The organism is Stenotrophomonas sp. 89682_Sma (genome assembly GCF_056481405.1).
The window spans coordinates 559,874-580,093 of sequence record NZ_CM151147.1 but is presented as its reverse complement, the minus strand read 5'-3'; the positions used below and the strand labels follow the sequence as shown (position 1 = coordinate 580,093).

General features: G+C 68.1%; 17 protein-coding genes and 1 riboswitch. Of the genes, 11 read left to right on the top strand and 6 right to left on the bottom strand.

Going from position 1 to position 20,220, the window contains the following annotated elements; translation table 11 throughout:
• Positions 1 to 30: 30 nt before the first annotated feature.
• Positions 31 to 2,670, bottom strand: a complete 2,640-nt coding sequence (locus tag ACZK29_RS02625; RefSeq protein WP_478446627.1) for a TonB-dependent receptor plug domain-containing protein — start codon at positions 2,668 to 2,670, stop codon at positions 31 to 33.
• Positions 2,671 to 2,861: 191 nt separating this feature from the next.
• Between ACZK29_RS02625 and queD the strand changes: the two genes are divergently transcribed.
• Together queD and ACZK29_RS02615 are read left to right on the top strand one after the other, a co-directional pair.
• Positions 2,862 to 3,224: a 6-carboxytetrahydropterin synthase QueD gene (gene queD / locus ACZK29_RS02620; RefSeq protein WP_164146906.1), complete on the top strand. Its 363-nt coding sequence runs from the start codon at positions 2,862 to 2,864 to the stop codon at positions 3,222 to 3,224.
• A gap of 115 nt (positions 3,225 to 3,339) precedes the next feature.
• Positions 3,340 to 3,687: a phasin family protein gene (locus ACZK29_RS02615; protein ID WP_478446626.1), complete on the top strand. Its 348-nt coding sequence runs from the start codon at positions 3,340 to 3,342 to the stop codon at positions 3,685 to 3,687.
• A 439-nt stretch (positions 3,688 to 4,126) separates the two neighbouring features.
• On the opposite strand, the gene asnB is transcribed toward ACZK29_RS02615, so the two are convergent.
• Entirely contained in the window at positions 4,127 to 6,028 is a 1,902-nt protein-coding gene (gene asnB / locus ACZK29_RS02610) for an asparagine synthase (glutamine-hydrolyzing) (RefSeq protein ID WP_478446625.1), read from the bottom strand.
• 350 nt (positions 6,029 to 6,378) lie between these two features.
• Between asnB and ACZK29_RS02605 the strand changes: the two genes are divergently transcribed.
• Positions 6,379 to 7,068 (top strand): winged helix-turn-helix domain-containing protein, encoded by a 690-nt coding sequence (locus ACZK29_RS02605; protein WP_004154050.1) that lies wholly within the window; start codon positions 6,379 to 6,381, stop codon positions 7,066 to 7,068.
• A complete protein-coding gene (locus tag ACZK29_RS02600; protein ID WP_478446624.1) occupies positions 7,065 to 8,411 on the top strand; it encodes an ATP-binding protein in 1,347 nt (448 codons plus the stop codon). The genes ACZK29_RS02605 and ACZK29_RS02600 overlap by 4 nt, the downstream gene beginning before the upstream one ends.
• On the opposite strand, the gene ACZK29_RS02595 is transcribed toward ACZK29_RS02600, so the two are convergent.
• Complete coding sequence (locus tag ACZK29_RS02595; protein ID WP_478446623.1) at positions 8,408 to 9,877, bottom strand: sensor histidine kinase; 1,470 nt, start codon at positions 9,875 to 9,877, stop codon at positions 8,408 to 8,410. The two genes, ACZK29_RS02600 and ACZK29_RS02595, sit on opposite strands and share 4 nt — an antisense overlap.
• On the bottom strand, positions 9,874 to 10,593 hold the full coding sequence (locus tag ACZK29_RS02590) for a response regulator transcription factor (protein WP_005407947.1): 720 nt from the start codon (positions 10,591 to 10,593) through the stop codon (positions 9,874 to 9,876). The genes ACZK29_RS02595 and ACZK29_RS02590 overlap by 4 nt, the downstream gene beginning before the upstream one ends.
• A 144-nt stretch (positions 10,594 to 10,737) precedes the next feature.
• Between ACZK29_RS02590 and msrB the strand changes: the two genes are divergently transcribed.
• From msrB to ACZK29_RS02570, 4 genes are all read left to right on the top strand, one after another.
• Positions 10,738 to 11,310 carry a peptide-methionine (R)-S-oxide reductase MsrB gene (gene msrB, locus ACZK29_RS02585; protein WP_049432259.1) on the top strand — a complete coding sequence of 191 codons (573 nt, stop codon included), beginning with the start codon at positions 10,738 to 10,740 and terminating at the stop codon, positions 11,308 to 11,310.
• Between the two features lie 2 nt (positions 11,311 to 11,312).
• Positions 11,313 to 13,082 carry a cytochrome c biogenesis protein DipZ gene (locus tag ACZK29_RS02580; protein WP_164146902.1) on the top strand — a complete coding sequence of 590 codons (1,770 nt, stop codon included), beginning with the start codon at positions 11,313 to 11,315 and terminating at the stop codon, positions 13,080 to 13,082.
• 14 nt (positions 13,083 to 13,096) lie between these two features.
• A complete protein-coding gene (msrA, locus tag ACZK29_RS02575) occupies positions 13,097 to 13,834 on the top strand; it encodes a peptide-methionine (S)-S-oxide reductase MsrA (protein WP_478446622.1) in 738 nt (245 codons plus the stop codon).
• A gap of 259 nt (positions 13,835 to 14,093) precedes the next feature.
• Positions 14,094 to 15,542 carry an aminotransferase-like domain-containing protein gene (locus ACZK29_RS02570; protein WP_478446621.1) on the top strand — a complete coding sequence of 483 codons (1,449 nt, stop codon included), beginning with the start codon at positions 14,094 to 14,096 and terminating at the stop codon, positions 15,540 to 15,542.
• A 75-nt stretch (positions 15,543 to 15,617) separates the two neighbouring features.
• Here ACZK29_RS02570 and bioD read toward each other — a convergent pair whose 3' ends face one another.
• Positions 15,618 to 16,301, bottom strand: coding sequence for a dethiobiotin synthase (gene bioD, locus ACZK29_RS02565; protein WP_478446620.1), 684 nt, complete (start codon positions 16,299 to 16,301; stop codon positions 15,618 to 15,620).
• A 68-nt stretch (positions 16,302 to 16,369) separates the two neighbouring features.
• On the opposite strand from bioD, the gene ACZK29_RS02560 reads away from it, so the two are divergent.
• Both ACZK29_RS02560 and ACZK29_RS02555 read left to right on the top strand, forming a co-directional pair.
• Positions 16,370 to 16,852, top strand: coding sequence for a GAF domain-containing protein (locus ACZK29_RS02560; RefSeq protein WP_111202410.1), 483 nt, complete (start codon positions 16,370 to 16,372; stop codon positions 16,850 to 16,852).
• Positions 16,849 to 17,211, top strand: coding sequence for a TfoX/Sxy family protein (locus tag ACZK29_RS02555; RefSeq protein WP_111202411.1), 363 nt, complete (start codon positions 16,849 to 16,851; stop codon positions 17,209 to 17,211). The genes ACZK29_RS02560 and ACZK29_RS02555 overlap by 4 nt, the downstream gene beginning before the upstream one ends.
• A gap of 89 nt (positions 17,212 to 17,300) precedes the next feature.
• Here ACZK29_RS02555 and ACZK29_RS02550 read toward each other — a convergent pair whose 3' ends face one another.
• On the bottom strand, positions 17,301 to 17,879 hold the full coding sequence (locus tag ACZK29_RS02550) for a histidine phosphatase family protein (RefSeq protein ID WP_164146899.1): 579 nt from the start codon (positions 17,877 to 17,879) through the stop codon (positions 17,301 to 17,303).
• 143 nt (positions 17,880 to 18,022) lie between these two features.
• Positions 18,023 to 18,245: riboswitch (cobalamin riboswitch) on the top strand.
• A 116-nt stretch (positions 18,246 to 18,361) separates the two neighbouring features.
• Between ACZK29_RS02550 and btuB the strand changes: the two genes are divergently transcribed.
• The gene (btuB, locus tag ACZK29_RS02545) at positions 18,362 to 20,206 is read left to right on the top strand and encodes a TonB-dependent vitamin B12 receptor (protein ID WP_478446619.1); all 1,845 of its coding nucleotides are present in this window, start codon (positions 18,362 to 18,364) and stop codon (positions 20,204 to 20,206) included.
• Positions 20,207 to 20,220 lie beyond the last annotated feature (14 nt).

Below are 20,220 nucleotides of genomic sequence, written 5' to 3'. Positions count from 1 at the left end.
CCCCTCAGGTGACCGGCCGCGGCGGATGGATCAGAAGCGATAATCGAAGCCCAGCGTGAAGTAGCGGCCACGCAGGTCGTACTGGCTGAAGTCGTACGGCGCGCGGATGCCCGGGAACGAGGCGTCGTACGGCGGCGTCTTGTCGGCTAGGTTCTGCACCTTGGCGTACACGGTCAGCTTGTCGATGCCGGTGTAGGCCAGGTACAGGTCGTATTGGCTGTAGCTGCCGACGCGCTGCTGCACGGCCTTCGCTGCGGTGCTGGCTTCCTGGCGATAGCCGCTGGTGTAGTACCAGGTCACCGCTGCGTTGAAGTCACCGTACTTCCAGTCCAGCGTGGTGGTGGCCTTGTCCTTGGGCAGGGTCGCGCCCAGGTTGCTGCCGGCGTAGTCGACCAGCGGGCCGCCGACCACGGTCGGGCGACGGTAGTCGCGCACGTGGGTGTAGGCCGAGGATACGGTGAAGTCGCCGAGCGCAGCGGTCGGGATGCGCTGGCGCAGTTCAACGTCGATGCCCGAGGTCTTCAGCTCGCTCAGGTTCTGGTAGCGGTTGTAGACCGCCTGCAGCTTGCCGCGCTCATCGCGCTGCACGGCACCGGCCACGTTGTCGTTGACCAGGGTCTGGGTGTTGTTGGTGCCGACCAGGTTGTCCAGCTGGATACGGTAGTAGTCCACGCTCAGGTTGGTGTTGGCCCACGGCGACAGCACCACGCCGAAGTTCACGCTTTTGGTGCGTTCGGGCTTCAGTTCGTTGTTGCCGACGGTGAAGAAGGTCGGGTTCTGGCGCGAGCCCGGCACGTCCGGGTCACGCGGGTCGACCACGCTGCCGTAGGCGATGCTGGTGCTGTTGGAGTTCTCCGACAGCGACGGTGCACGGAAGCCCTTCGAGGCCGACGCACGCACCAGCAGGAAGTCAAGCGGCTGCCAGCGCAGGCCGATCTTCGGCGAGAAGGCATCGCCGAAATCGTCGTAGTGGTCGGCGCGTGCGGCGGCGGACAGCTCCAGCGTCGAGGCCAGCGGCACGTTCACTTCGGCGTAGGCCGCACTGACCTGGCGCTTGCCGTGCACTTCGGCAATGGCCGGGCGCACCTGCAGGCCGGCATCGATCTGCCACGGGTTGTTGGAATCGAGCTTCTCGCGGCGCCACTCGGCACCCGCAGCGAAGCCGATCTCGCCGGCCCAGGTGTGGCCCAGGCTGCCGGAGATCTTCGCGTCGATGCCCTGCAGCTTGGATTCGGCCGGGCGCAGCGTGGCGATGTTGATCGAGTCGCGCACCGACTGCGGCGTCGCCGCCGGGTTCAGCAGGTTGTAGCTCCCCGAGGCCAGTGCATCGGCCAGCGCCCAGCGGTTGGCGAAGCCACCAGAGACGCTCTCGCGCTCGCTGCTGCGTGCACCGAACGCAGCCACTTCCCAGTCCCACGACGCGGTGGTGCCACGCAGGCCGAACACGCCGCGGTAGGCGGTGGAGCGGTTGGTCTTGATCGTGCCGCCGAGGTCGAAGAAGGTGTACTCGATCGGGATCGCACGGCCGTACGGGTTGTAAGGACTGTTGGCCGGCAGCAGCGACGACACCGGCTCGGCCAGGCCGCTGTTCGCGTTCAGTGCGAAGCGGCCACTCTCCAGGGTGAAGAACGGGCTGCTGCCGAACCACGCGGCACTCTTGATCTGGCTGTACAGCACTTCGCCGAAGGCTTCGACGCTGTCGCTCAGGCGGAAGGTGCCATTGGCATAGGCCTGGTAGCGCTTGGTCGAGGGGATCAGCGTGGTGAACGGTGCCTGGTTGAAGCCGCAGGTATCGCCGCTCAGGCCGTCGATCGGTGCGCTGGCGACGCGGATGGTACCGGCCGGGCAGTTGCCGTTGGCGTCGAGCATCGGCACCGACACGCCGTTGACCAGGTAGCGCGCGCCCTTGGCCGACCAGCCGTTCCAGCGGCCACCCGGCTGGTCGGTGTAGATGCCACTCCTGGTCAGGTTGCGCTCGTCCTGGTCCAGGCGCTCGCGGTTGTAACCCTGCAGGCTGAAGAGGATGTTGTAGCCATCGGTGTCGAGGTCACCGAGGCCACCGACGAACTTCAGGTTCTGCTCGTGCAGGCCGCCCTGGTCGGCGCCGCCGAAGCTGCCGCCGATCTCGGCGCCTTCGAAGTTCTGCCGGGTGATGATGTTGACCACGCCGGCCACGGCGTCGGAGCCGTACACCGCCGAGGCGCCGTCCTTGAGCACTTCGATGCGCTCGACCGCGACCAGCGGCAGCGCGTTGAGATCGACGAAGGTGTCGGACAGGCCACCGGCCGGGAAACCATAGTTGGCCAGGCGGCGGCCGTTGAGCAGCACCAGCGTGTTCTTCTGCGACAGGCCGCGCAGGCCGATGCCGGCCGAGCCGGACGCCCAACCATTGTTGGTGGTTTCGTTGCTGGCGTTGCCGGTGTTGGCCGAGATCGAACGCAGCACGTCAGCCACGGTGGCCTTGCCGGACTGTTCCAGCTGCTGGCGGCCGATCACCTGCACCGGGTTGGAGGCCTCGGTATCGGTGCGCTTGATGTTGGAACCGGTGACGCGCACGGCGGCCAGGGTGCTGGCTTCGCCACTGGCATCGGCGGAGTTTTCGGCGGCGGCGGACAAAGGCGCGGCCAGAGCGACGGCCAGGGCCGCCACGAGCAGGGTGTGCTTGGGCATGACGATGTGGGGAGGTGGTAAGGGCGATGAAGTTCCGCAGTAGTCCATGCCTGGCCGGGGTCCGGCCAATAACATCTCTTCATACGGATATAAGAGAAGCTATCATCTCTTCATCCGGATGAAAAGACTTTCTTCACGAAAGACCAACATCCACTCAGGCTGCCCTGCTGCCCGCGGCGTACAATCGCGCCATGGAAATCTTCAAAGTCTTCATGCTCGAGGCGGCGCACCGCCTCCCCAACGTGCCGCCGGGGCACAAGTGCGCGCGCCTGCACGGCCACTCGTTCCGGGTGGAACTGAAGGTCGAGGGCGAGCCCGGAGCGCAGACCGGCTGGATCATGGACTTCGGCGACGTGAAGGCGGCCTTCCAGCCGATCTACGACCGCCTGGACCACCACTACCTCAATGACATTCCCGGCCTGGAGAACCCCACCAGCGAGAACCTGGCAGTGTGGATCTGGAATGAACTCAAGCCCAGCCTGCCGGCGCTGAGCGAGATCACCGTGCACGAAACCTGCACCTCGGGCTGCCGCTACCGCGGCCCTGCCGTCTGATCAAGCCATTGATCTGAAAGGTTTTTCAAAGGTGCCCTGGGCGCCTTTGTTATTTTTGTTGCAATGCGGCATCAAGGGCGTATGCTGCAATGCATCAAGCCACTTCCTGATGCCCATGGCCGCCGCCTTCAGCGATCGCTTCAGTGATGCCACCCGCCAGCTCGCAGCCGCGGCAACGCGCGCGAACCGGTTGGCGTTGGAGAACGCGGAAAGCATGTTCGGCGTGCAGCTGAAGGTGATGGAGCGCAACCTGACCGCGACCGGCGGCTGGTTGGGTGAACTGGCCCGTAGTGACGACACGGCCGGGATGCTCAACAAGGGCGCACAGCTGTGGCAGGACAACCTGCAGCGGCTGAGCCAGGCCCAGCAGGACGTGGTCGGTCTCGGCCTGCAGGCCGGCAAGGCCTGGTCCGAACTGGTGCAGGGCTACAACGAATCAACGGCGGACGCGAACAACCACTGACGCGACGCAACGCTCATTGCGTGGGTCCCTCCCCCCACGCAATCCGGACCCGGCAGATCCCTCCCTCTGCCGGGTCTTTTTTTGCCTGGCGTCTGCATTGAAGAGCGCTTCCTCGTCTGGATTCGCCGCGAACTGAAGGGCCCCGCCGGGACAGGCAGGGGCCTGGGCAAATGTCCCCCGGCGCCGGCCGTTGGCCGTCACCTCCTCCTTTACTTTGCCCAAACCCCTGCCCGCCCCGACGAGGCTCGGCTTGCGGCAGGAAAGGAAAAGCGCAGCGCTCGCGGCGCCTTTCAACGAGGCGTCGACGAACTCCGAACGCAGGGCGTAGGCCCTTGCGTACGAAGTAAAGGGGGAGGTGACGGCCAACGGCCGGCGCCGGAGGACATTCGTACGCAAGGGCCTCCGCCCTGCGCTACGCACAACACACCGCGAGGGAACCTCAGCGCCCGCGATTACCGTGCCAGTGCTGGTGCCACGCCTGGAACATCAACACGTTCCACAGGTGCGTGTGCCATTTGCGCTCGCCGCGCAGGAACGCGTCCCAGATACCGCGCACGCGTGCGGCATCGAAGCACCCTTGGTTGCGCAGCAGCTGCGGATCCAGCAGCGCCTCCGCCCAATCGCGCAGCGGACCCGCCAGCCATCGCGCCATCGGCGGGCCAAAGCCACGCTTGGGGCGGTACACCAGCGGTTCGGGCAGGTAGCGCGCCAGCAGGTGCTTCAGGATCAGCTTGTGCTCGCCATCGTGGTACTTCAGGTGCTGCGGCAGGCGCCAGGCCAACCGCACCACCTCCATGTCCAGCAGCGGTGCACGCGTTTCCACACCCGCCGCCATGCCGGCACGATCAACCTTGGCGAGAATGCCCTCGGCCAGGTCCATGCGGAAATCCAGCAGCTGGATGCGCGCCTCGGCCGGCAGCGCGGTGTCCTGCTGCTGGAAGATCGTCATCGGCTCGCGTGCACCCAGCACCACCTGCGCCGGCTGCCGCCAGCGTGTCACGCGCTGCAGGTAGTGGCCTTCCACGTCGTTGGCGGCGACTTCCGCCACCAGCGCACGCCAGCCGCCGAGGCGGCCTCGCTCCACGTTCATGCGGGTGCCGCTGCGCCGTGCCAGGTCACGCACCCAGTCCGGCAGGCCGCCGCACAGGCGTGCATTGCGCAGCGCGCGGCCGTAGCTGGGGTGACCGAAGAACAGTTCATCGCCACCATCACCGGTCAGTGCAACCGGCTTGCGAGCGCCCAGCAGTTCGCTGGCAAGCAGGGTCGGCAGCTGCGAGGCATCGGCGAACGGCTCGCACCAGACCTGCGGCAGGCGCTGCAGCAGGTCCAGGCCCTGGCGCGCGTCCATGCGGTGCAGGTGATGCTGCACGCCCAGGTGACGCGCGACCTGCGAGGCCCAGTCGCTCTCATCATGGCCGGGATCGTCGAAACCGACCGTCCAGGCTTCGATCGGCAGGGTCGACTGCGCCTGCATCATTGCGGTTACCAATGAAGAATCGGTGCCACCGGACAGGAACGCGCCGCAGGCCAGCGGCGAGTGCATGCGTGCGGCAATGGCCTTCTGCAGTACCGCTTCCAGCTGGTCGGTGGCCTGCTCCAGGCTGGGTGCCGGCTGCAGTGGTTCCTGCAGTGCGCTCTGCATCGCATCGCGTGCGCACCAGTAGCGTGAGCCGCCCTGTGCGGCCTGGCTGGAACCGCCAGCCGCATGGTCATTCAGATCGATGCGCAGCATCGCGCCTGCCACCAGCTTGTGGATGCCGCGGTAGATGGTGTGTGGTGCCGGCACATAGTCATGGCGCAGCAGCAGGCTCAGCGCATCCTGGTCGATGCTCGGGGCAAAGCCGGCGAAGGCCTGAAGCGCCTTCATTTCCGAGGCAAACAGGAACTGGCCCTGGTACCAGCCGTAGTACAGCGGCCGCTCGCCGACCGGGTCGCGGGCCAGCCACAGTTCGCGCGACTCGCGGTCCCATACGCTGAAACCGAATGCGCCCTCGATGCGGGAGAGCGCCCGCTCCACGCCCCATTCGACGATCGCCTGCAGCAGCAGCCGGGCATCGCTGCAGCTGCGCGGCAGATCGCGCAGCTGCGACTGCAGGTCGGCCCGGTTGTACAACCGGCCATCCAGGCACAGCACGTAACGACCACAGTCTGAACTCAGGGGCTGCAACGGCGTATCGGTGGGCGCCCGGCAATGGCCCAACGCCAGGCCGGCCTCGGCGTCGGTCCAGTAGCCGATGCGGCCCCGGCCGCGCTGCTGCAGGGCGCGCAGCATCGGCGCCAGCTGCTGCAGCAGGTGTTCGTCCTCGGCGGGCGGCAGCCAGGCCCCGACCACGCCGCTCATCGGGCACCTCCGCAGCGGCAGCGGCGGGACGGGGTCAGCAGGCAGGCGGCGGCGGGCGACATGGGAACGGCACGCGGAGCGGAGGAGACTCCATGCTCGGCCCGCCCCCGGCCCCGCGTCAGTCGCTTTGCTGTCAGCGATGGTCACCGCATGTATCACGAAGGTAACGCTTTGTAACAGCAAAAGGCTATGCTGGGCGCCAAGTTGTTGCCGGGCCTGAGGCTCGGCCCGTGCGCCAGCAACCCCGGCTGAATGGCGCCCGCCCCCGGGACCCGGGCGGCCCGAAGGCTGGGATAGCATCGCCGCGCTCGTGCCGTGGCGGTACGTTTGCGTCCACGGAGGCCTTGAAAATGCTGGATATCGTACTGGTCGAAGACGATGCCCGCCTGGGTACGATGGTCAGCGACTATCTGCAGCGGCATGGCTACCAGGTGGCCCACGAGCGCAGCGGTGAGCGTGCGGTGACCCGGATCCTGGCCGAGAAGCCGGCTCTGGTCCTGCTCGATGTCGGCCTGCCCGACCAGGATGGTTTCGAAGTGTGTCGGCAGATCCGGCCCCACTATGACGGCATCATCTGCGTGCTGACCGCCCGCACCGACAACATCGACCAGGTGCTGGGACTGGAACTGGGCGCCGACGATTACATCGGCAAGCCGATCGAACCACGGGTGCTGCTGGCCCGCCTGCGCGCCCACCTGCGCCGCCACCGCCGGGTCGAGCCACGCGACGGCAGCCTGCGCTTCGGCGAGCTGAACATCGACCCGTCCACCCGCAACGTGCACCTGCAGGGCGCCCTGCTGGAACTGACCACCGCCGAGTTCGACCTGCTGTTCCTGCTGGCCAGCAACGCGGGGCAGATCCTCGACCGCGACGCGCTGCTGCGCGGCCTGCGCGGGATCGCTTTCGACGGACTGGACCGCTCGATCGATGCACGCATCTCGCGCCTGCGCCGCAAGCTGGGCGACAACCCGGAGCAGCCGGAACGGATCAAGACCGTGCGGGGCCGCGGCTACCTGTTCAGCCGATCGGCATGGGGATGAAGCGTACGCCCTCGGCGATGCGCGGCCACGCCTTCCACTTCCTGCGCTACGGCATCGGCTTCCTGGTCGCCCATCTGCTGCTGATCGTGCTCGGCCTGTGGGCCTGGGACGCGCTGCTGGAAGACCGCACCGAAGCCGGGCTCCAGGCCGAAATGCGTGGCACCCATGCCCTGCTGCAGCACCGCTTCGCCGAAACCCCGCGCGAGCAGTGGCCAGCGCTGGCGCGCGAACTGGACGCCGACTTCGCCTATGCCCTGCGCATGGTGCCGATGGCCGAGGCGATGAAGGAGCTGCCGGCCAGCCAGCGTCCCCCTTTCAACAACGGCCGCGTGCAGATCGACCTGGAGCACATGCGCAGCCTTCAGCGGATCGGCGACAGCGACTATGCGGTGATGCTGGGGCCGTTGGACGAAGCGCTACCCGACGAGGGCTGGCAGGACAGCGAAGTGTCCGGCGTGGCCATCCTGCTGCTGATCCTGATGGTGGCCGTGGCACTGCCGATGTACGTGATGGTCTACCGCCTGTGGCGTGACGTCTCGCAGCTGGCCCAGGCCGCCCGGCAGATGCGGGACGGACAGCTGGACACGCGCGCCCCGCGCGCCGGCACCGCGCTGGTGCGGCCGCTGGCCAATGCCTTCAACCACATGGCCGAGCAGCTGCAGCAGCTGCTGGAAAGCCAGCGCGTACTGGCGCAGGCGGTGGCACATGAAGTGCGCACACCACTGGCACGGATGCGCTTCGGCCTCGCCGACCTGGAGGACACCGCGCTGGACGAGATCCAGCGTGATGCCCTGGGCGGCCTGCGCACCGATGTCGATCGGCTGCAGCACCTCACCGATGCCGGCGTCGAGTACGCCGCACTCGGCCGTTGCCATCAGCTGACCCGGCAGCGCCTGCAGCTGGCCGCACTGGTACGCGGTGTGGTCGCCCAGTTCGCGCCGTTGCCGATGCCCGTGCAGCAGGCGCTGTCGCCGGTCGGCCTGGTCAACGTCAACCGGCACATGCTGGAACTGGCATTGCGCAACCTGCTCGGCAATGCCATGCGCTACGCACGACGCCAGATCCGCATCGCCAGCACCGTCAACGACGGCTGGCTGTGCCTGCAGGTGGAGGACGATGGCCCCGGCATCGCGCCCGAGCTGCGCGGCCAGGTAATGCAACCCTATGTGCGCCTTGACCCGGGCAGCCCCGGTTTCGGCCTCGGCCTGGCCCTGGTGCAGGTGGTGGCCGACAAGCACGGCGGCCACGTCGAGGTGACCGATTCGGAGCTGGGCGGTGCCTGCATCCGCCTGCACCTGCCGCTGGAAAGCGGCGGCGTGGTGGAGTGCGAGGCGGCCTGCTAGGCCGCCAGTGCCGCGCGCGGCAACGCAAACGCGAACAGCGCGCCGCGCTCGCTGTCACGCAGTTCGATGCGACGGCCGTGCAGCTGCACGATGCGCTGCACGATCAGCAGGCCCAACCCGCCGTTCTCGCCACGTCTCGCGCCGAGCGCGGCCGGTGCCTGGAACAGCTGCGTGCGCAGTGCAGGGGCAACACCTGGACCATCATCGGCCACGCTCACCTCCACGCTGTCCGGCGTCGCGCACAGGCGCACTTCGATCCGGCCCCCCTCGGGCGCATGCCGAAGCGCGTTGTCGAGCAGGTTGGTCAGCACCCGCTCCACCAAGCCCAGATCGGCGCGAACCAGCGGCAGGCCTGGCGGGAAATCCGCGTGCAGGCGCTGGTTGCGGGCCTGCGCCGCCAACTCGAATTTCTGCAGTACGTCCTGCAGCAGTTCCGGCAGCGCGAACACTTCCCACTCCAACCGCACTTCGCCGTGCTCCAGCCGCGCCAGTTCGAACAGCGCGCGTGCCAGCCGACCGACCTTGGCACTCTGCGCCAGGGCGATGCCGAGATAGCGGCGGCGCTCGTCCGGTGACAGCGTGGCGTCCTTCAACGCCAGCGTTTCCAGGTAGCCGTGCAGCGACGACAGCGGCGTGCGCAGATCGTGCGAGATGTTGGCGACCAGCTCGCGCCGCTGCAGGTCCTGCTGGCGCAGCTGCTGCCATTGCTCGCCCAGCCGCTGAGCCATCTGCGCGTGCGCGTGTTCCAGGATCACCAGTTCGTCGCGTTCACCGGGGCGCAGCGGCTCCGGCGGCGGCAGCGGCGTCGGCGCATCGATGTCGAAGGCCTGGATGCGCCGGGTCAGCCGACGCAACGGGCGGGTCACCCAATAGAACGCTACCAGCCCGGCCAGCAGGCCCAGGCTGCCGACCAGCATCACCGACCACAGCGTGGTGTTCCACTGGGTGCCGGCGGCAAGGTCGTCGGACAACATCTGACGGTGTTCGCCGACCAGCACCACGTACACATAACCGGCCTGGCGACCCTGCACGATCAGCGGCGCGGCACTGAACACCTTGCGGCCATCCGCGCTGCGCGGGTCATCGCCGAGGATCGGCAACGGTGCACCGGCCAGCAGCCGGCGCAGCGGTGCCACGTCCACCCGGTTGCGCACCAGATGGCCTGTGGGCGCATCGTGGCCGAGGATGCGCCCCTGGTCGTCCAGCAGGTAGACCTCGACGCTGGGATTGACCGCCATCAGCTGGCCGAACAACGCGCGCACCGCGGCATCGCGCATGCCGCTGGTGTCCATCAGTTCGCTGCGCTGGGCGATGTGCTCGGCAAGGCCCAGCGACAACCGCTGCACCACTTCCTGCTCGTGGCGTGTATTGGCGCGCATCTGCAGCGCCAGCAACGCCATGCAGCACATCAGCATCAGCGCGGCGATCACCGCCGCCAGCTTCTGCCACAGGTTCGGCTTGATCATGCCGCCGCCCCGGCCGGATCGACCAGCTTGTAGCCGCGTCCCCACACCGTCAGCAGCCGCCGCGGGTTGGCCGGGTCCGGCTCGATCTTGCTGCGCAGCCGATTGATGTGGGTGTTGACCGTGTGCTCGTAACCGTCGTGCTGGTAGCCCCAGACCTGGTTGAGCAGCTCCATGCGCGCGAACACCTGGTCCGGATGACGGGCAAAGAACAACAGCAGGTCGAACTCACGCGGGGTCAGCTCCAGCGCGTTGCCATCCACCGAAGCGGTGCGCGCGACCGGGTCCAGCTGCAGCCCGCCCAGCTCGATCGCACCGGCATCGATGCGCGCGCTCTGCGCCATCGCCTCGGCCCGGCGCAGCAGCGCACGTACGCGGGCCACCAGTTCCGGCATCGAGAAGGGCTTTGCCAGGTAGTCATCCGCACCCAGTTCCAGGCCAACGATGCGCTGCGTTTCGCTGCCACGCGCGCTGATGATGATGATCGGCACATAGCGCGCCATCGCGCGTGCACGCTGGCAGACCTGCAGGCCGTCCACGCCGGGCAGCATCACGTCCAGCACCAGCGCATCCCATGGCCCTTCCTGCTCAAGCAGGCGCAGGCCGGCATCGCCGCTGGCGGCATGGGCGACGTCGTAGCCCTCATCGCCCAGGTGCATGCGCAGCAGGTCGGCGATGTGGGCGTCGTCTTCAACGATCAGCACGCGTTTGGTGGACATCGGCAGCTCGGGGCCAGTGGGGAGGCTGGCTGCATTGTGGCGCGGGACGGCCGTCGATACCTCACGAAAAATTGAATCCTGCGTGAGGATTCGTTGACCCGGGCGGGCGCAGCATGGCCCCGTCGCCCCATCCCGGAGTCCGCCATGTCCCTCACCCGCCGCCACCTGCTGGGCCTGGGCGGTGTTGCCACCGCCGCCGGCCTGCTCGGCCTGGGGGCCTGCAGCCGTGCCGCCCCGGCCGCCGCTGAAGCACGTCCGGCACGACAGTTCGAGGTCATGCACAGCGATGCCGACTGGCGCCAGCGCCTGACCCCGGCGCAGTACGCGGTGCTGCGCCAGCAGGCCACCGAGCGCCCGTACAGCAGCCCGCTCAACAAGGAGCACCGGCAGGGCACGTTTGCCTGCGCCGGCTGTGCGCTGCCCCTGTTCTCCTCCTCCACCAAGTTCGAGAGCGGCACCGGCTGGCCCAGCTTCTGGGCGCCGCTGCACAACGCCATCGGCGAAGACCGCGACGTCACCTTCGGCATGCTGCGGGTGGAAGTGCACTGCCGCCGCTGCGGCGGCCATCTCGGCCACGTGTTCAACGACGGCCCGCGCCCGACCGGGCTGCGCTACTGCATGAACGGTGCGGCCATGGTGTTCGTTCCCGGTGCCGGAGAGGGCACCGCTGACGGCTGGCGCGTGCCGGTCGGTTCTTCCACCACTTCCGGAGCCTGACGATGCTGCTGTTGCTGCTTGCCTATCTGGGGGGCGCGCTGACCCTGCTCAGCCCGTGCATCCTGCCGGTACTGCCGTTCGTGTTCGCACGTGCCGACCGCCCCTTCGCGCGCAGCACGCTGCCGCTGCTGCTGGGCATGGCACTCACCTTCACCGTGGTCGCCAGCCTGGCCGCGGTGGGCAGCCAATGGGTGGCGCAGGCCAACCAGGTCGGGCGCTGGATCGCACTCCTGCTGATGGCGCTGTTCGCAGTGGCATTGCTGTGGCCGCGGTTGGCCGACCATCTGCTGGCGCCGTTCCAGCGCGTGGGTGCCCGCTTGAGCGCGCGTGCCGATGCGGCGGATGCCGCGGGGCACGGCGGCGCGTGGACCTCGCTGCTGATCGGCATCGCCACCGGCCTGCTGTGGGCGCCGTGTGCAGGTCCGATCCTTGGCCTGGTGCTGACCGGTGCCGCGCTGCACGGCGCCAGCGTCGGCACCAGCACGCTGCTGCTGGCCTACGCGTTGGGTGCGATCACCGCGCTGGCGCTGGCGGTATGGGTAGGTGGCCGCGTGTTCCGCGCGCTGCAGGCGCGGCTTGGGCTGGGCGACGTACTGCGCAAGGTGCTGGGCGTGGCGGCGCTGCTGGCGGTGGTGGCGATCGGGCTGGGCTGGGATACCGGCCTGCTGACCCGCCTGTCCACGGTCAGCACCGTGCGCATCGAACAGGGCCTGCTGGATGCCGTTCCCGGTGCGCAGCCGGCAGCACCTCCGATGATGATGATGGCTGGCCCCGATGCGGGTGCCGATGCACCGCTACCGGTCGAAGGCACCCTGCCCGCGCTGGACGGTGCCACAGGCTGGCTCAACAGTCCGCCGCTGACGGCCCGGCAGCTGCGCGGCAAGGTGGTGCTGGTCGATTTCTGGACGTACTCCTGCATCAACTGCCTGCGCGCGATGCCGTTCGTGCACGAATGGGAACGCCGCTACCGCGACCACGGCCTGGTGGTGATCGGCGTGCACACCCCGGAATTCGCCTTCGAGCGTGACCCGCGCAACGTCATGAAGGCGGTGCAGCAGCTGAAGGTCGAGTACCCGGTGGCGCTCGACAACCAGTACACGATCTGGCGCGCGTTCAACAATCGCTATTGGCCAGCGCAGTACTTCGTCGATGCACAGGGCAACATCCGCGGCCACCAGTTCGGCGAAGGCAACTACGCGCGTTCGGAACAGGTGATCCGCCGCCTGCTGACCGGAGCGGGCCAGACCAATCTGCCGCCCCCGGCCGACCCCGCCGCAGCGGACCTGCAGGGCGTCGCCGCGCAGGCCGACATGGGCAACCTGCGTTCGCCGGAAACCTACCTGGGCCACGCCCGTGCCGAGCAGTTCGCTTCACCCGGTGGACAACGTGCGGATACCGCCTTCGACTACGCGCTGCCCACCACGCTCGCGTTGAACCAGTGGGGCCTGTCCGGGCGCTGGACCGTCACCGACGAGGCTGCGCAGCTGCAGCAGGCCGGTGGCCGCATCGCCTTCCAGTTCCATGCGCGCGACCTGCACCTGGTGCTGGCGCCGGGCCAGGAAGGAAAGCCGGTGCGCTTCCGCGTGCTGTTGGATGGCAAGCCGCTGCCGGCTGCTGATGCCGGCAGTGATGTCGGCGCCGATGGCAGCGGCGTGGTCAACGAGCACCGCCTGTACCAGCTGGTGCGCCAGCGCGGCACGGTCGGTCCGCACCGCTTCGAGATCGAATTCCTCGATGCGGGCGTGCAGGCCTATGCCTTCACTTTTGGTTGAAACGGGAGGCCATGATGAAACTCTCCTTTGAACAGGGCATCGCCGCCGGTGTCGCCGGACTGGTGGCCACCGCATTGATCGCCGGCGTGCTGCTGGTCGATCACGGCGCGGTCGCGGCGCCGATAGAAGCCAGCGCGCAGATCCAGGCACTGCCAGCAACCAGCGGCGATGCCGCATTCCGCGATGACGCCACCCACGCCAGCGTCGTGTTCGCCGGCGGTTGCTTCTGGGGCGTGCAGGGCGTCTTCCAGCACGTGAAAGGCGTGAGCAACGCGGTGTCCGGCTACATCGGTGGCAGCGCTGCCAATGCACGCTATGAGCGCGTCAGCGGAGGCCAGACCGGCCATGCCGAGGCGGTGAAGATCGACTACGACCCGCGCCAGGTCAGCTATGGGCAGCTGATGCAGGTGTTCTTCTCGGTGGCTCACGATCCGACCCAGCTCAACCGCCAGGGGCCCGACCATGGCAGCCAGTACCGTTCGGCGATCTTCACTGACGACGCCCGCCAGCAGGCAGCCAGCCGCGCCTACATCGCCCAGCTCGGCCAGGCCGGCAGCTACCGCGCACCGATCGTCACCCAGCTGATCAGCGGCCAGCGTTTCTACCCGGCCGAGAGCTACCACCAGAACTACATGACCAACTACCCGCAGGCGGCCTACATCCGCTACTACGACGCGCCGAAGCTGGCCGCCCTGGGCAAGCAGTTCCCGGCGCTGTACCGGCGCGATGCGGTGCTGGTGCCGATGCGCTGACGGCATTTGCGTGGGGCTGACCGGCGCTCGGTGGGGCGCCTGCCGATGCGGTAACGCCCCGGGTAGTGCCGGCCGCTGGCCGGCTCCTGCGGTTCCAGGGATTGCCGGCCAGCGGCCGGCACTACCTCCAAAAAAAAGACGCACGGCCATCCAGCCGTGCGCTTGGAAAGTACCGGCCGTGCCCCGATCAGGCCCGGCCGACAACGACATGCTAGGCTCGTCATCTTCATGGGTACAGCACCAGATGACGGGATATTCGATGGATACAGATGACCAGGCCTCGATGATTCCCCCCCGCTACCAGCGGCTGTCCGATGAACTGGCCGATGCCATCCACGGCGGCCGGCTTCCAGTAGGCAGCCGCCTGCCCTCGCTGCGGCAGATGGCGTCGCAGCGCCGGCTCAGCCTGAACACGGTGATCGCCGCCTACCGTCAGCTGGAAGACGCCGGCCTGGTGATTCCCCGGCCCAAGGCTGGCTTCGAGGTCGCGCCACGGCTGTCGGTGCCGGAACGGTCGTTGCGCGATGTGCCCTCGGCGCCCACCGCACCGCTGCAGCAGGTGCTGATGGCGCGCGTGCTTGAGGCGCAGCGCCGCCTGGGCGTGATCGATCTGGCCTTTGCCGGCCCGCGCGGTCGCCAGTTCTACCCCGGCGCGCAGCTGGCCAAGCACACCGCGCAGGTACTGCGCCATGGCCAGCAGACGGTGGAGACCTACGCGCGCCCGAATGGTTCGCCGCGGCTGCTTGCGCAGATCGTGCGCCGCGGTCCGCGCATGGGCCTGCACACCCACTCCGAGCGCCTGTTGCTGACCCACGGCGCGATGGAGGCGCTGCAACTGGCATTGCGTGCAGTAACCCAACCAGGCGACGCGGTCGGCATCGAAGCGCCCTCCTACTTCAATCTGTACCCGTTGCTGGCCAACCTCGGCCTGCAGGCCATCGAACTGCCCACCCATCCGCAGCAGGGCCTGGATGTCGATGCCCTGGACGCGCTGCTGGAGCACACACCGCTGGCCGCGCTGGTGGTGATGCCGACCGTGCACAACCCGCTGGGCTGCACCATGCCGATGGACGCCAAGCAACACCTCGCCGAGCTGGTCAACGCACGCCAGCTGCCGTTGATCGAGGATGCGGTGTACGCAGAACTGCAGTTCTGCGAGCCGCCGGCGCCACTGCTGAAGGCGTTTGATCGCGACGGCTGGGTGATGGTGGTCGGTGGTTTCTCCAAGACGCTGGCGCCGGACTATCGCATCGGCTGGCTCGATGGTGGCCGCTTCGCCGAACGCATCGCGCTGCTGAAATTCCAGTCCACTGGCGGTGAGCCGCAGCTGCTGGGTGACGCGGTGGCGGCCTATCTGGAAGCGGGCAGCTACGAGCACCACCTGCATCGCATGCGTCGCCTGTATCGCGAACAGGTCGGACGGCTGCGCCAGCTGGTGGCCGAGCACTTCCCAGCCGGCACCCGCGCCACTGAACCGCAGGGCGGCTTCCTGCTGTGGCTGGAACTGCCAGGCATCGATACGCGCGAACTGTTCGAGCGTGCACTGCAGGAGGACATCGTGTTCATGCCTGGCCAGGTGTATTCACGTGGCGCGCGGTATCGCCATTGCCTGCGGCTGTCGTGCTGCCAGACCCTTGATGCGCGCTTCATCGGAGCGGTGGAGCGGCTGGGCGCGATCGCGCGGGCGCTGGCGGCTGCAACACGGTAGTGCCGGCCGCTGGCCGGCAACATCGGGATCACCGGGTGGATGCAGTTGCCGGCCAGCGGCCGGCACTACCCAGCATCAATCAAGCAGATGCGCGCTCAGCGCTTCGCCATCCGCACCCGGCAGATGCGGCAAGCGCCCCCAGCACGGCATCGGCAGGCGCTGCTGCAGCGTGGCGAAGTTTTCGTCCTGGCGCTGCATGGCCGGGTCGATGTGGTTGCCGATCCAGCCCAGGCAGTCCACGCCACCGGCCTGCAGTGATTGCGCGGTCAGCCGCGCATGGTTCACGCAGCCCAGCCGCATGCCCACCACCAGCAGCACCGGCAGCTGCAGCGCGCGCACCAGGTCGAGCTGGTCCAGCGAAGCCGAGACCGGCGCCAGCCAGCCGCCTACACCCTCCACCACCACGATATCGGCCTGCGCACGCAGCCGCGCGAACGCAGCCACGATCGGCGCCAGTTCCACCTGCACGCCGTCCTCGGCAGCAGCGAGTTCCGGTGCCAGCGGTTGCCGCAGCGCATACGGATTCAGGTCGGTGTAGTCCGGCACCGGCCAGCTGGCCGCCTGCAGCGCCAGCGCGTCCTCATTGCGCAGGCCCTGCCCCCGGTCCTCGCTGCCACTGGCCACCGGCTTCATGCCCACCGCGCGCAGGCCACGCCGGCGCAGCGCGTGCAGCAGCGCGGTGCTGGCCGTGGTCTTGCCGATCTCGGTATCGGTGCCGGTGACGAACAGGGCAGGCGGCAGCGTAGCGGGCAACGACATTGATCGGCTCCAACGGGGCAACAGAGCATGCATTATCGCCGGCCCGGCGCGCTTGCTAGACTGCGGGCATGTTCGCCAATGCCTCGCTCACCGGCAGCAAGCCGGAACAATACGCCCAGCTGCTGGAACAGGCCCGTGGCCTGGTCTACGGCGAGTCCGACCGCATCGCCAACGCGGCCAACCTCTCCGCACTGGTCTACCACGCCCTGCCCGACCTGAACTGGGTGGGCTTCTACCTGTATGACGGCCAGGAGCTGGTGGTCGGCCCGTTCCAGGGCCTGCCGGCCTGCGTGCGCATCCCGCTGGACAAGGGCGTGTGCGGTGCCGCCGCCAGCCAGCGCGTGACCCAGCGCGTGGAGGACGTCGATGCCTTCCCCGGCCATATCGCCTGCGATTCGGCCTCGCGTTCGGAACTGGTGGTGCCGCTGCTGCGTGGTCATGAACTGATCGGCGTGTTCGACATCGACAGCCCGAAGGTCGGCCGCTTCGACGCCGAGGATCAGGCCGGGCTGGAAGCCATTGCCCGCGTGTTCGTCGAGGCGTTGGGATGAACGCACCGAAGCTGCGCAACATCGGCCCCAAAAGTGCAGCCTGGCTGCGCCAGGTCGGCCTGCGCAGCCGCGACGACCTGGTCGCGATCGGTGCGGTCGGTGCCTTCGTCAAGGTCAAGCGCGCCGGCTTCAAGCCCAGCCTGAACCTGCTGTACTCGCTGGAAGGCGCGTTGCTGGACTGCCATTGGCAGGAGCTGAGCGAGCCACAGCGCGAGGCACTGGTGCAGGATTACGAAGCGCGCATCGCTGCGCACCCGCTGAAGGCGGCTGGCCCGGCCTCGGGCCCGGTGCATGAGCAGCGCTTCGATGCCGACGATGACGCTGAGGACAGCGTGACCGAGGGTGTGGACGAGGATTGAGGGCTCCGCGCACGCGCTCGCCGGGCATGGCCCGGCGCTACCCATGTCGAGCGGGATCAGTAGCGCCGGGCCATGCCCGGCGAGCGCGCTCAAGGCTGCTGCAGCTCCAGCAGCTCGCCCACCAGCCCGACCTCACCGCGTTCCAACCACACCCGCAGGCGCGTGCCGTGGTCGATGCGCAGGGCCCAGCACAGCGACATCGGCAGGCCGCAGACCTGCGACAGCACCATGCGCAACGGGCCACCGTGGCTGACCACCAGCGTCGGCACCGGGTCATCATCATCAAGCAGGCGATCCAGCGCGCGCGCGATGCGCCGCTCGAAATGTCCCCAGCTCTCGCCGTTCGGCGGCGGGAACGCATGCGGATCGGCGTGGAAGGCGGCCAGCGCATCTTCCGGCAGGTCGAACAGCGATTGCCCGTCCCAGTCGCCGAAATCCAGCTCTTCCCATTCCTCATCCGCTTCCACATCCAGCCCGCGCGGCGTGGCCAGCGCCATGGCGGTGTGCAGCGCGCGCAATCGCGGCGAACTGATCACCCGCTCCCAGCACTGCCCGGCATAGGCCTCGATCAGTTCCTGCGGCAGGCCGGCCAGCTGCGGTGGGTCGCTGCGGCCATCAAGGTATTCATCACGGCCATTGCCGGCATGGCGGACCAGGTCGAGGATCATGCGTGCGTCCCGGACGGGCGACACAGGTACAGCGGAAAACGGGCGGACATCGGCAACGGCACCACGGGATCGAACAACCATTCTAAAGGCACGGCCGAGGCAGTCGAGCAGGCGTGGCGCAACGGGACTGCCTGCGATGCCGTAGACTGCGCGCACTTCCAGGTGACCTGCGGCCACGGCCGGCAGGTTGAAACGGGAAGCCGGTGACGCGTGATTCCACGCCAGGCCGGCGCTGCCCCCGCAACGGTAAGCACGTCAGTTCCAGGCAACACCGCCACTGTGCCGCAGGCATGGGAAGGCGCCTGGACGGTGGCCTCGCGCCACCCGGCGGCGAGCCCGGAGACCGGCCCGGAAGCCTCAGGTCGCGATGCGGTGGGCATGGCGCTGGATGACCGCAGCCCATGCTGCGGCATCGGCGCGTGCCTGCCTTCGCGGCTCCTCCCCTTCGCCACGCGGGCGTGCGTGGCACCTGGAGTCCCCCCATGAAGCTGCAGTCCCGAATGCTGTCCCTGGCCGTGCTGGCCGCCCTGCCCGCGCTGGCACAGGCCAACGAGAACACCACCGCGCTCGACCAGATCCTGGTCACCGCCACCCGCACCCCGATCGCCCTGCAGGACAGCATCGCGCCGGCACAGGTGATCGACCGCGCGCAGATCGAATCCAGCCAGGCCACCTCGCTGCAGGAACTGCTGCGCGGGCGTGCCGGCATCAACCTGACCAATGCCGGTGGCCTCGGCAAGCAGAGCTCGCTGTTCCTGCGCGGTACCAATTCCGGCCACACCGTGGTGCTGGTCGATGGCGTGCGCATCAACAGTGCCGACCTCGGCCTGGCCATGTACCAGGACCTGCCGCTGGCGCAGATCGAACGCGTGGAAATCGTGCGCGGCCCGCAGTCGAGCCTGTACGGCGCCGACGCCATCGGTGGTGTGATCCAGATCTTCACCCGCCGCAACCAGGGGGACTTCGCCCCGCACTTCCAGCTTGGCGGTGGCAGCAACGGCCTGCGCGAAGCCAGCGGCGGCATCGGCGGCAGCACCGAGCGCGGCTGGTTCGGTGCGGATATCGCCTACCAGCATTCCGATGGCATCGATGCCTGCCGCGGGTCTTCCGCGGTGTTCACCGCGGGCTGCTTTGCCGACGAGCACGACCGCGACGGCTACCGCAACCTGTCCAAGAGCCTGCGCGGCGGTTACAGCTTCAACGAGCAGTGGAACGTGGAAGGCAGCGCACTGCGCGCCGACGGCAAGAACCATTACGACGGCTACTACAACTACTCCGAGACCCGCCAGCAGGTGCTGGCCGGCAAGGTGCGCTACACCCCGTCGGAGCGCCTGGCGTTCACCGCCAACGTCGGCCGCAGCGACAATGAATCCGACAACTTCGGCGCACCGGGGGTGTTTGGCAGCGCGCAGACCCATCGTGACAGCGCCTCGCTGCAGGGTGACTTCGGTGTGGCCGAGGGCCAGCTGCTGAGTGCCGGCGTGGACTGGAGCGAAGACAATCTGGACGGCAGCAGCGCCGGGTATCTCGTCGACAGCCGCCGCAACACCGGCGTGTTCGTGCAGTACCAGGGCCGCTTCGGCAGCCAACAGCTGCAGGCCAGCGCACGCAACGACGACAACCAGCAGTTCGGCAACCACGCTACCGGCAGCGTTGGCTGGGCGATGGAACTGGGCCACGGCCTGCGCGTCAACGCCAGCTATGGCACGGCGTTCAAGGCACCGACCTTCAGCGATCTGTACGACCCGTGGAGCGGCGTGCCGACGTTGAAGCCGGAGAAGTCCAAGAGCGCCAACCTCGGCGTTTCGCAGCAGGGCCAGGGCTGGCACTGGGGCCTGGACGTGTATGAAACCCGCATCGATGACCTGATCACCTACGATGCGTCCACGATGAAAATGCAGCAGGTGGAGAAGGCCCGCATCCGTGGTGCCGAGCTGACCGGTGGCGTGCTGCTGGCCGGTTTCGACATCAACGCGCAGTTGAGCTACACCGACCCGCGCAACCGCACCCACGGCAGTACCCAGTTCGACAACTGGCTGCCGCGCCGTGCACAGCAGACCGCGCGCCTGGACATCGACCGCCGCTTCGGCGATTTCCGCGCCGGCCTGACCGTACAGGGCGCGGGCAAGCGCTTTGACAACGCCAGCAACTCGGTGAAGGTTGGCGGCTACGGCACGCTGGATCTGCGCGCCGAGTACGCGCTGACGCCGTCGTGGTCGCTGCTGGCGCGTGCCGCCAATGTGTTCGACCGCAACTACGAGACCGTGGCGTGGTTCAACCAGCCCGGCCGTGAGTACCAGTTGAGCGTGCGTTACCAGCCGAAGTGAGAGAAGGCGCCGGG

What these genes read in the sequence shown, in the direction of transcription:
- ACZK29_RS02625 (WP_478446627.1), bottom strand. Translation starts at nt 2,670, where the DNA reads ATGCCCAAGCACACCCTGCTCGTGGCGGCCCTGGCCGTCGCTCTGGCC.
- queD (WP_164146906.1), top strand. Translation starts at nt 2,862, where the DNA reads ATGGAAATCTTCAAAGTCTTCATGCTCGAGGCGGCGCACCGCCTCCCC.
- ACZK29_RS02615 (WP_478446626.1), top strand. Translation starts at nt 3,340, where the DNA reads ATGGCCGCCGCCTTCAGCGATCGCTTCAGTGATGCCACCCGCCAGCTC.
- asnB (WP_478446625.1), bottom strand. Translation starts at nt 6,028, where the DNA reads ATGAGCGGCGTGGTCGGGGCCTGGCTGCCGCCCGCCGAGGACGAACAC.
- ACZK29_RS02605 (WP_004154050.1), top strand. Translation starts at nt 6,379, where the DNA reads ATGCTGGATATCGTACTGGTCGAAGACGATGCCCGCCTGGGTACGATG.
- ACZK29_RS02600 (WP_478446624.1), top strand. Translation starts at nt 7,065, where the DNA reads ATGAAGCGTACGCCCTCGGCGATGCGCGGCCACGCCTTCCACTTCCTG.
- ACZK29_RS02595 (WP_478446623.1), bottom strand. Translation starts at nt 9,877, where the DNA reads ATGATCAAGCCGAACCTGTGGCAGAAGCTGGCGGCGGTGATCGCCGCG.
- ACZK29_RS02590 (WP_005407947.1), bottom strand. Translation starts at nt 10,593, where the DNA reads ATGTCCACCAAACGCGTGCTGATCGTTGAAGACGACGCCCACATCGCC.
- msrB (WP_049432259.1), top strand. Translation starts at nt 10,738, where the DNA reads ATGTCCCTCACCCGCCGCCACCTGCTGGGCCTGGGCGGTGTTGCCACC.
- ACZK29_RS02580 (WP_164146902.1), top strand. Translation starts at nt 11,313, where the DNA reads ATGCTGCTGTTGCTGCTTGCCTATCTGGGGGGCGCGCTGACCCTGCTC.
- msrA (WP_478446622.1), top strand. Translation starts at nt 13,097, where the DNA reads ATGAAACTCTCCTTTGAACAGGGCATCGCCGCCGGTGTCGCCGGACTG.
- ACZK29_RS02570 (WP_478446621.1), top strand. Translation starts at nt 14,094, where the DNA reads ATGGATACAGATGACCAGGCCTCGATGATTCCCCCCCGCTACCAGCGG.
- bioD (WP_478446620.1), bottom strand. Translation starts at nt 16,301, where the DNA reads ATGTCGTTGCCCGCTACGCTGCCGCCTGCCCTGTTCGTCACCGGCACC.
- ACZK29_RS02560 (WP_111202410.1), top strand. Translation starts at nt 16,370, where the DNA reads ATGTTCGCCAATGCCTCGCTCACCGGCAGCAAGCCGGAACAATACGCC.
- ACZK29_RS02555 (WP_111202411.1), top strand. Translation starts at nt 16,849, where the DNA reads ATGAACGCACCGAAGCTGCGCAACATCGGCCCCAAAAGTGCAGCCTGG.
- ACZK29_RS02550 (WP_164146899.1), bottom strand. Translation starts at nt 17,879, where the DNA reads ATGATCCTCGACCTGGTCCGCCATGCCGGCAATGGCCGTGATGAATAC.
- btuB (WP_478446619.1), top strand. Translation starts at nt 18,362, where the DNA reads ATGAAGCTGCAGTCCCGAATGCTGTCCCTGGCCGTGCTGGCCGCCCTG.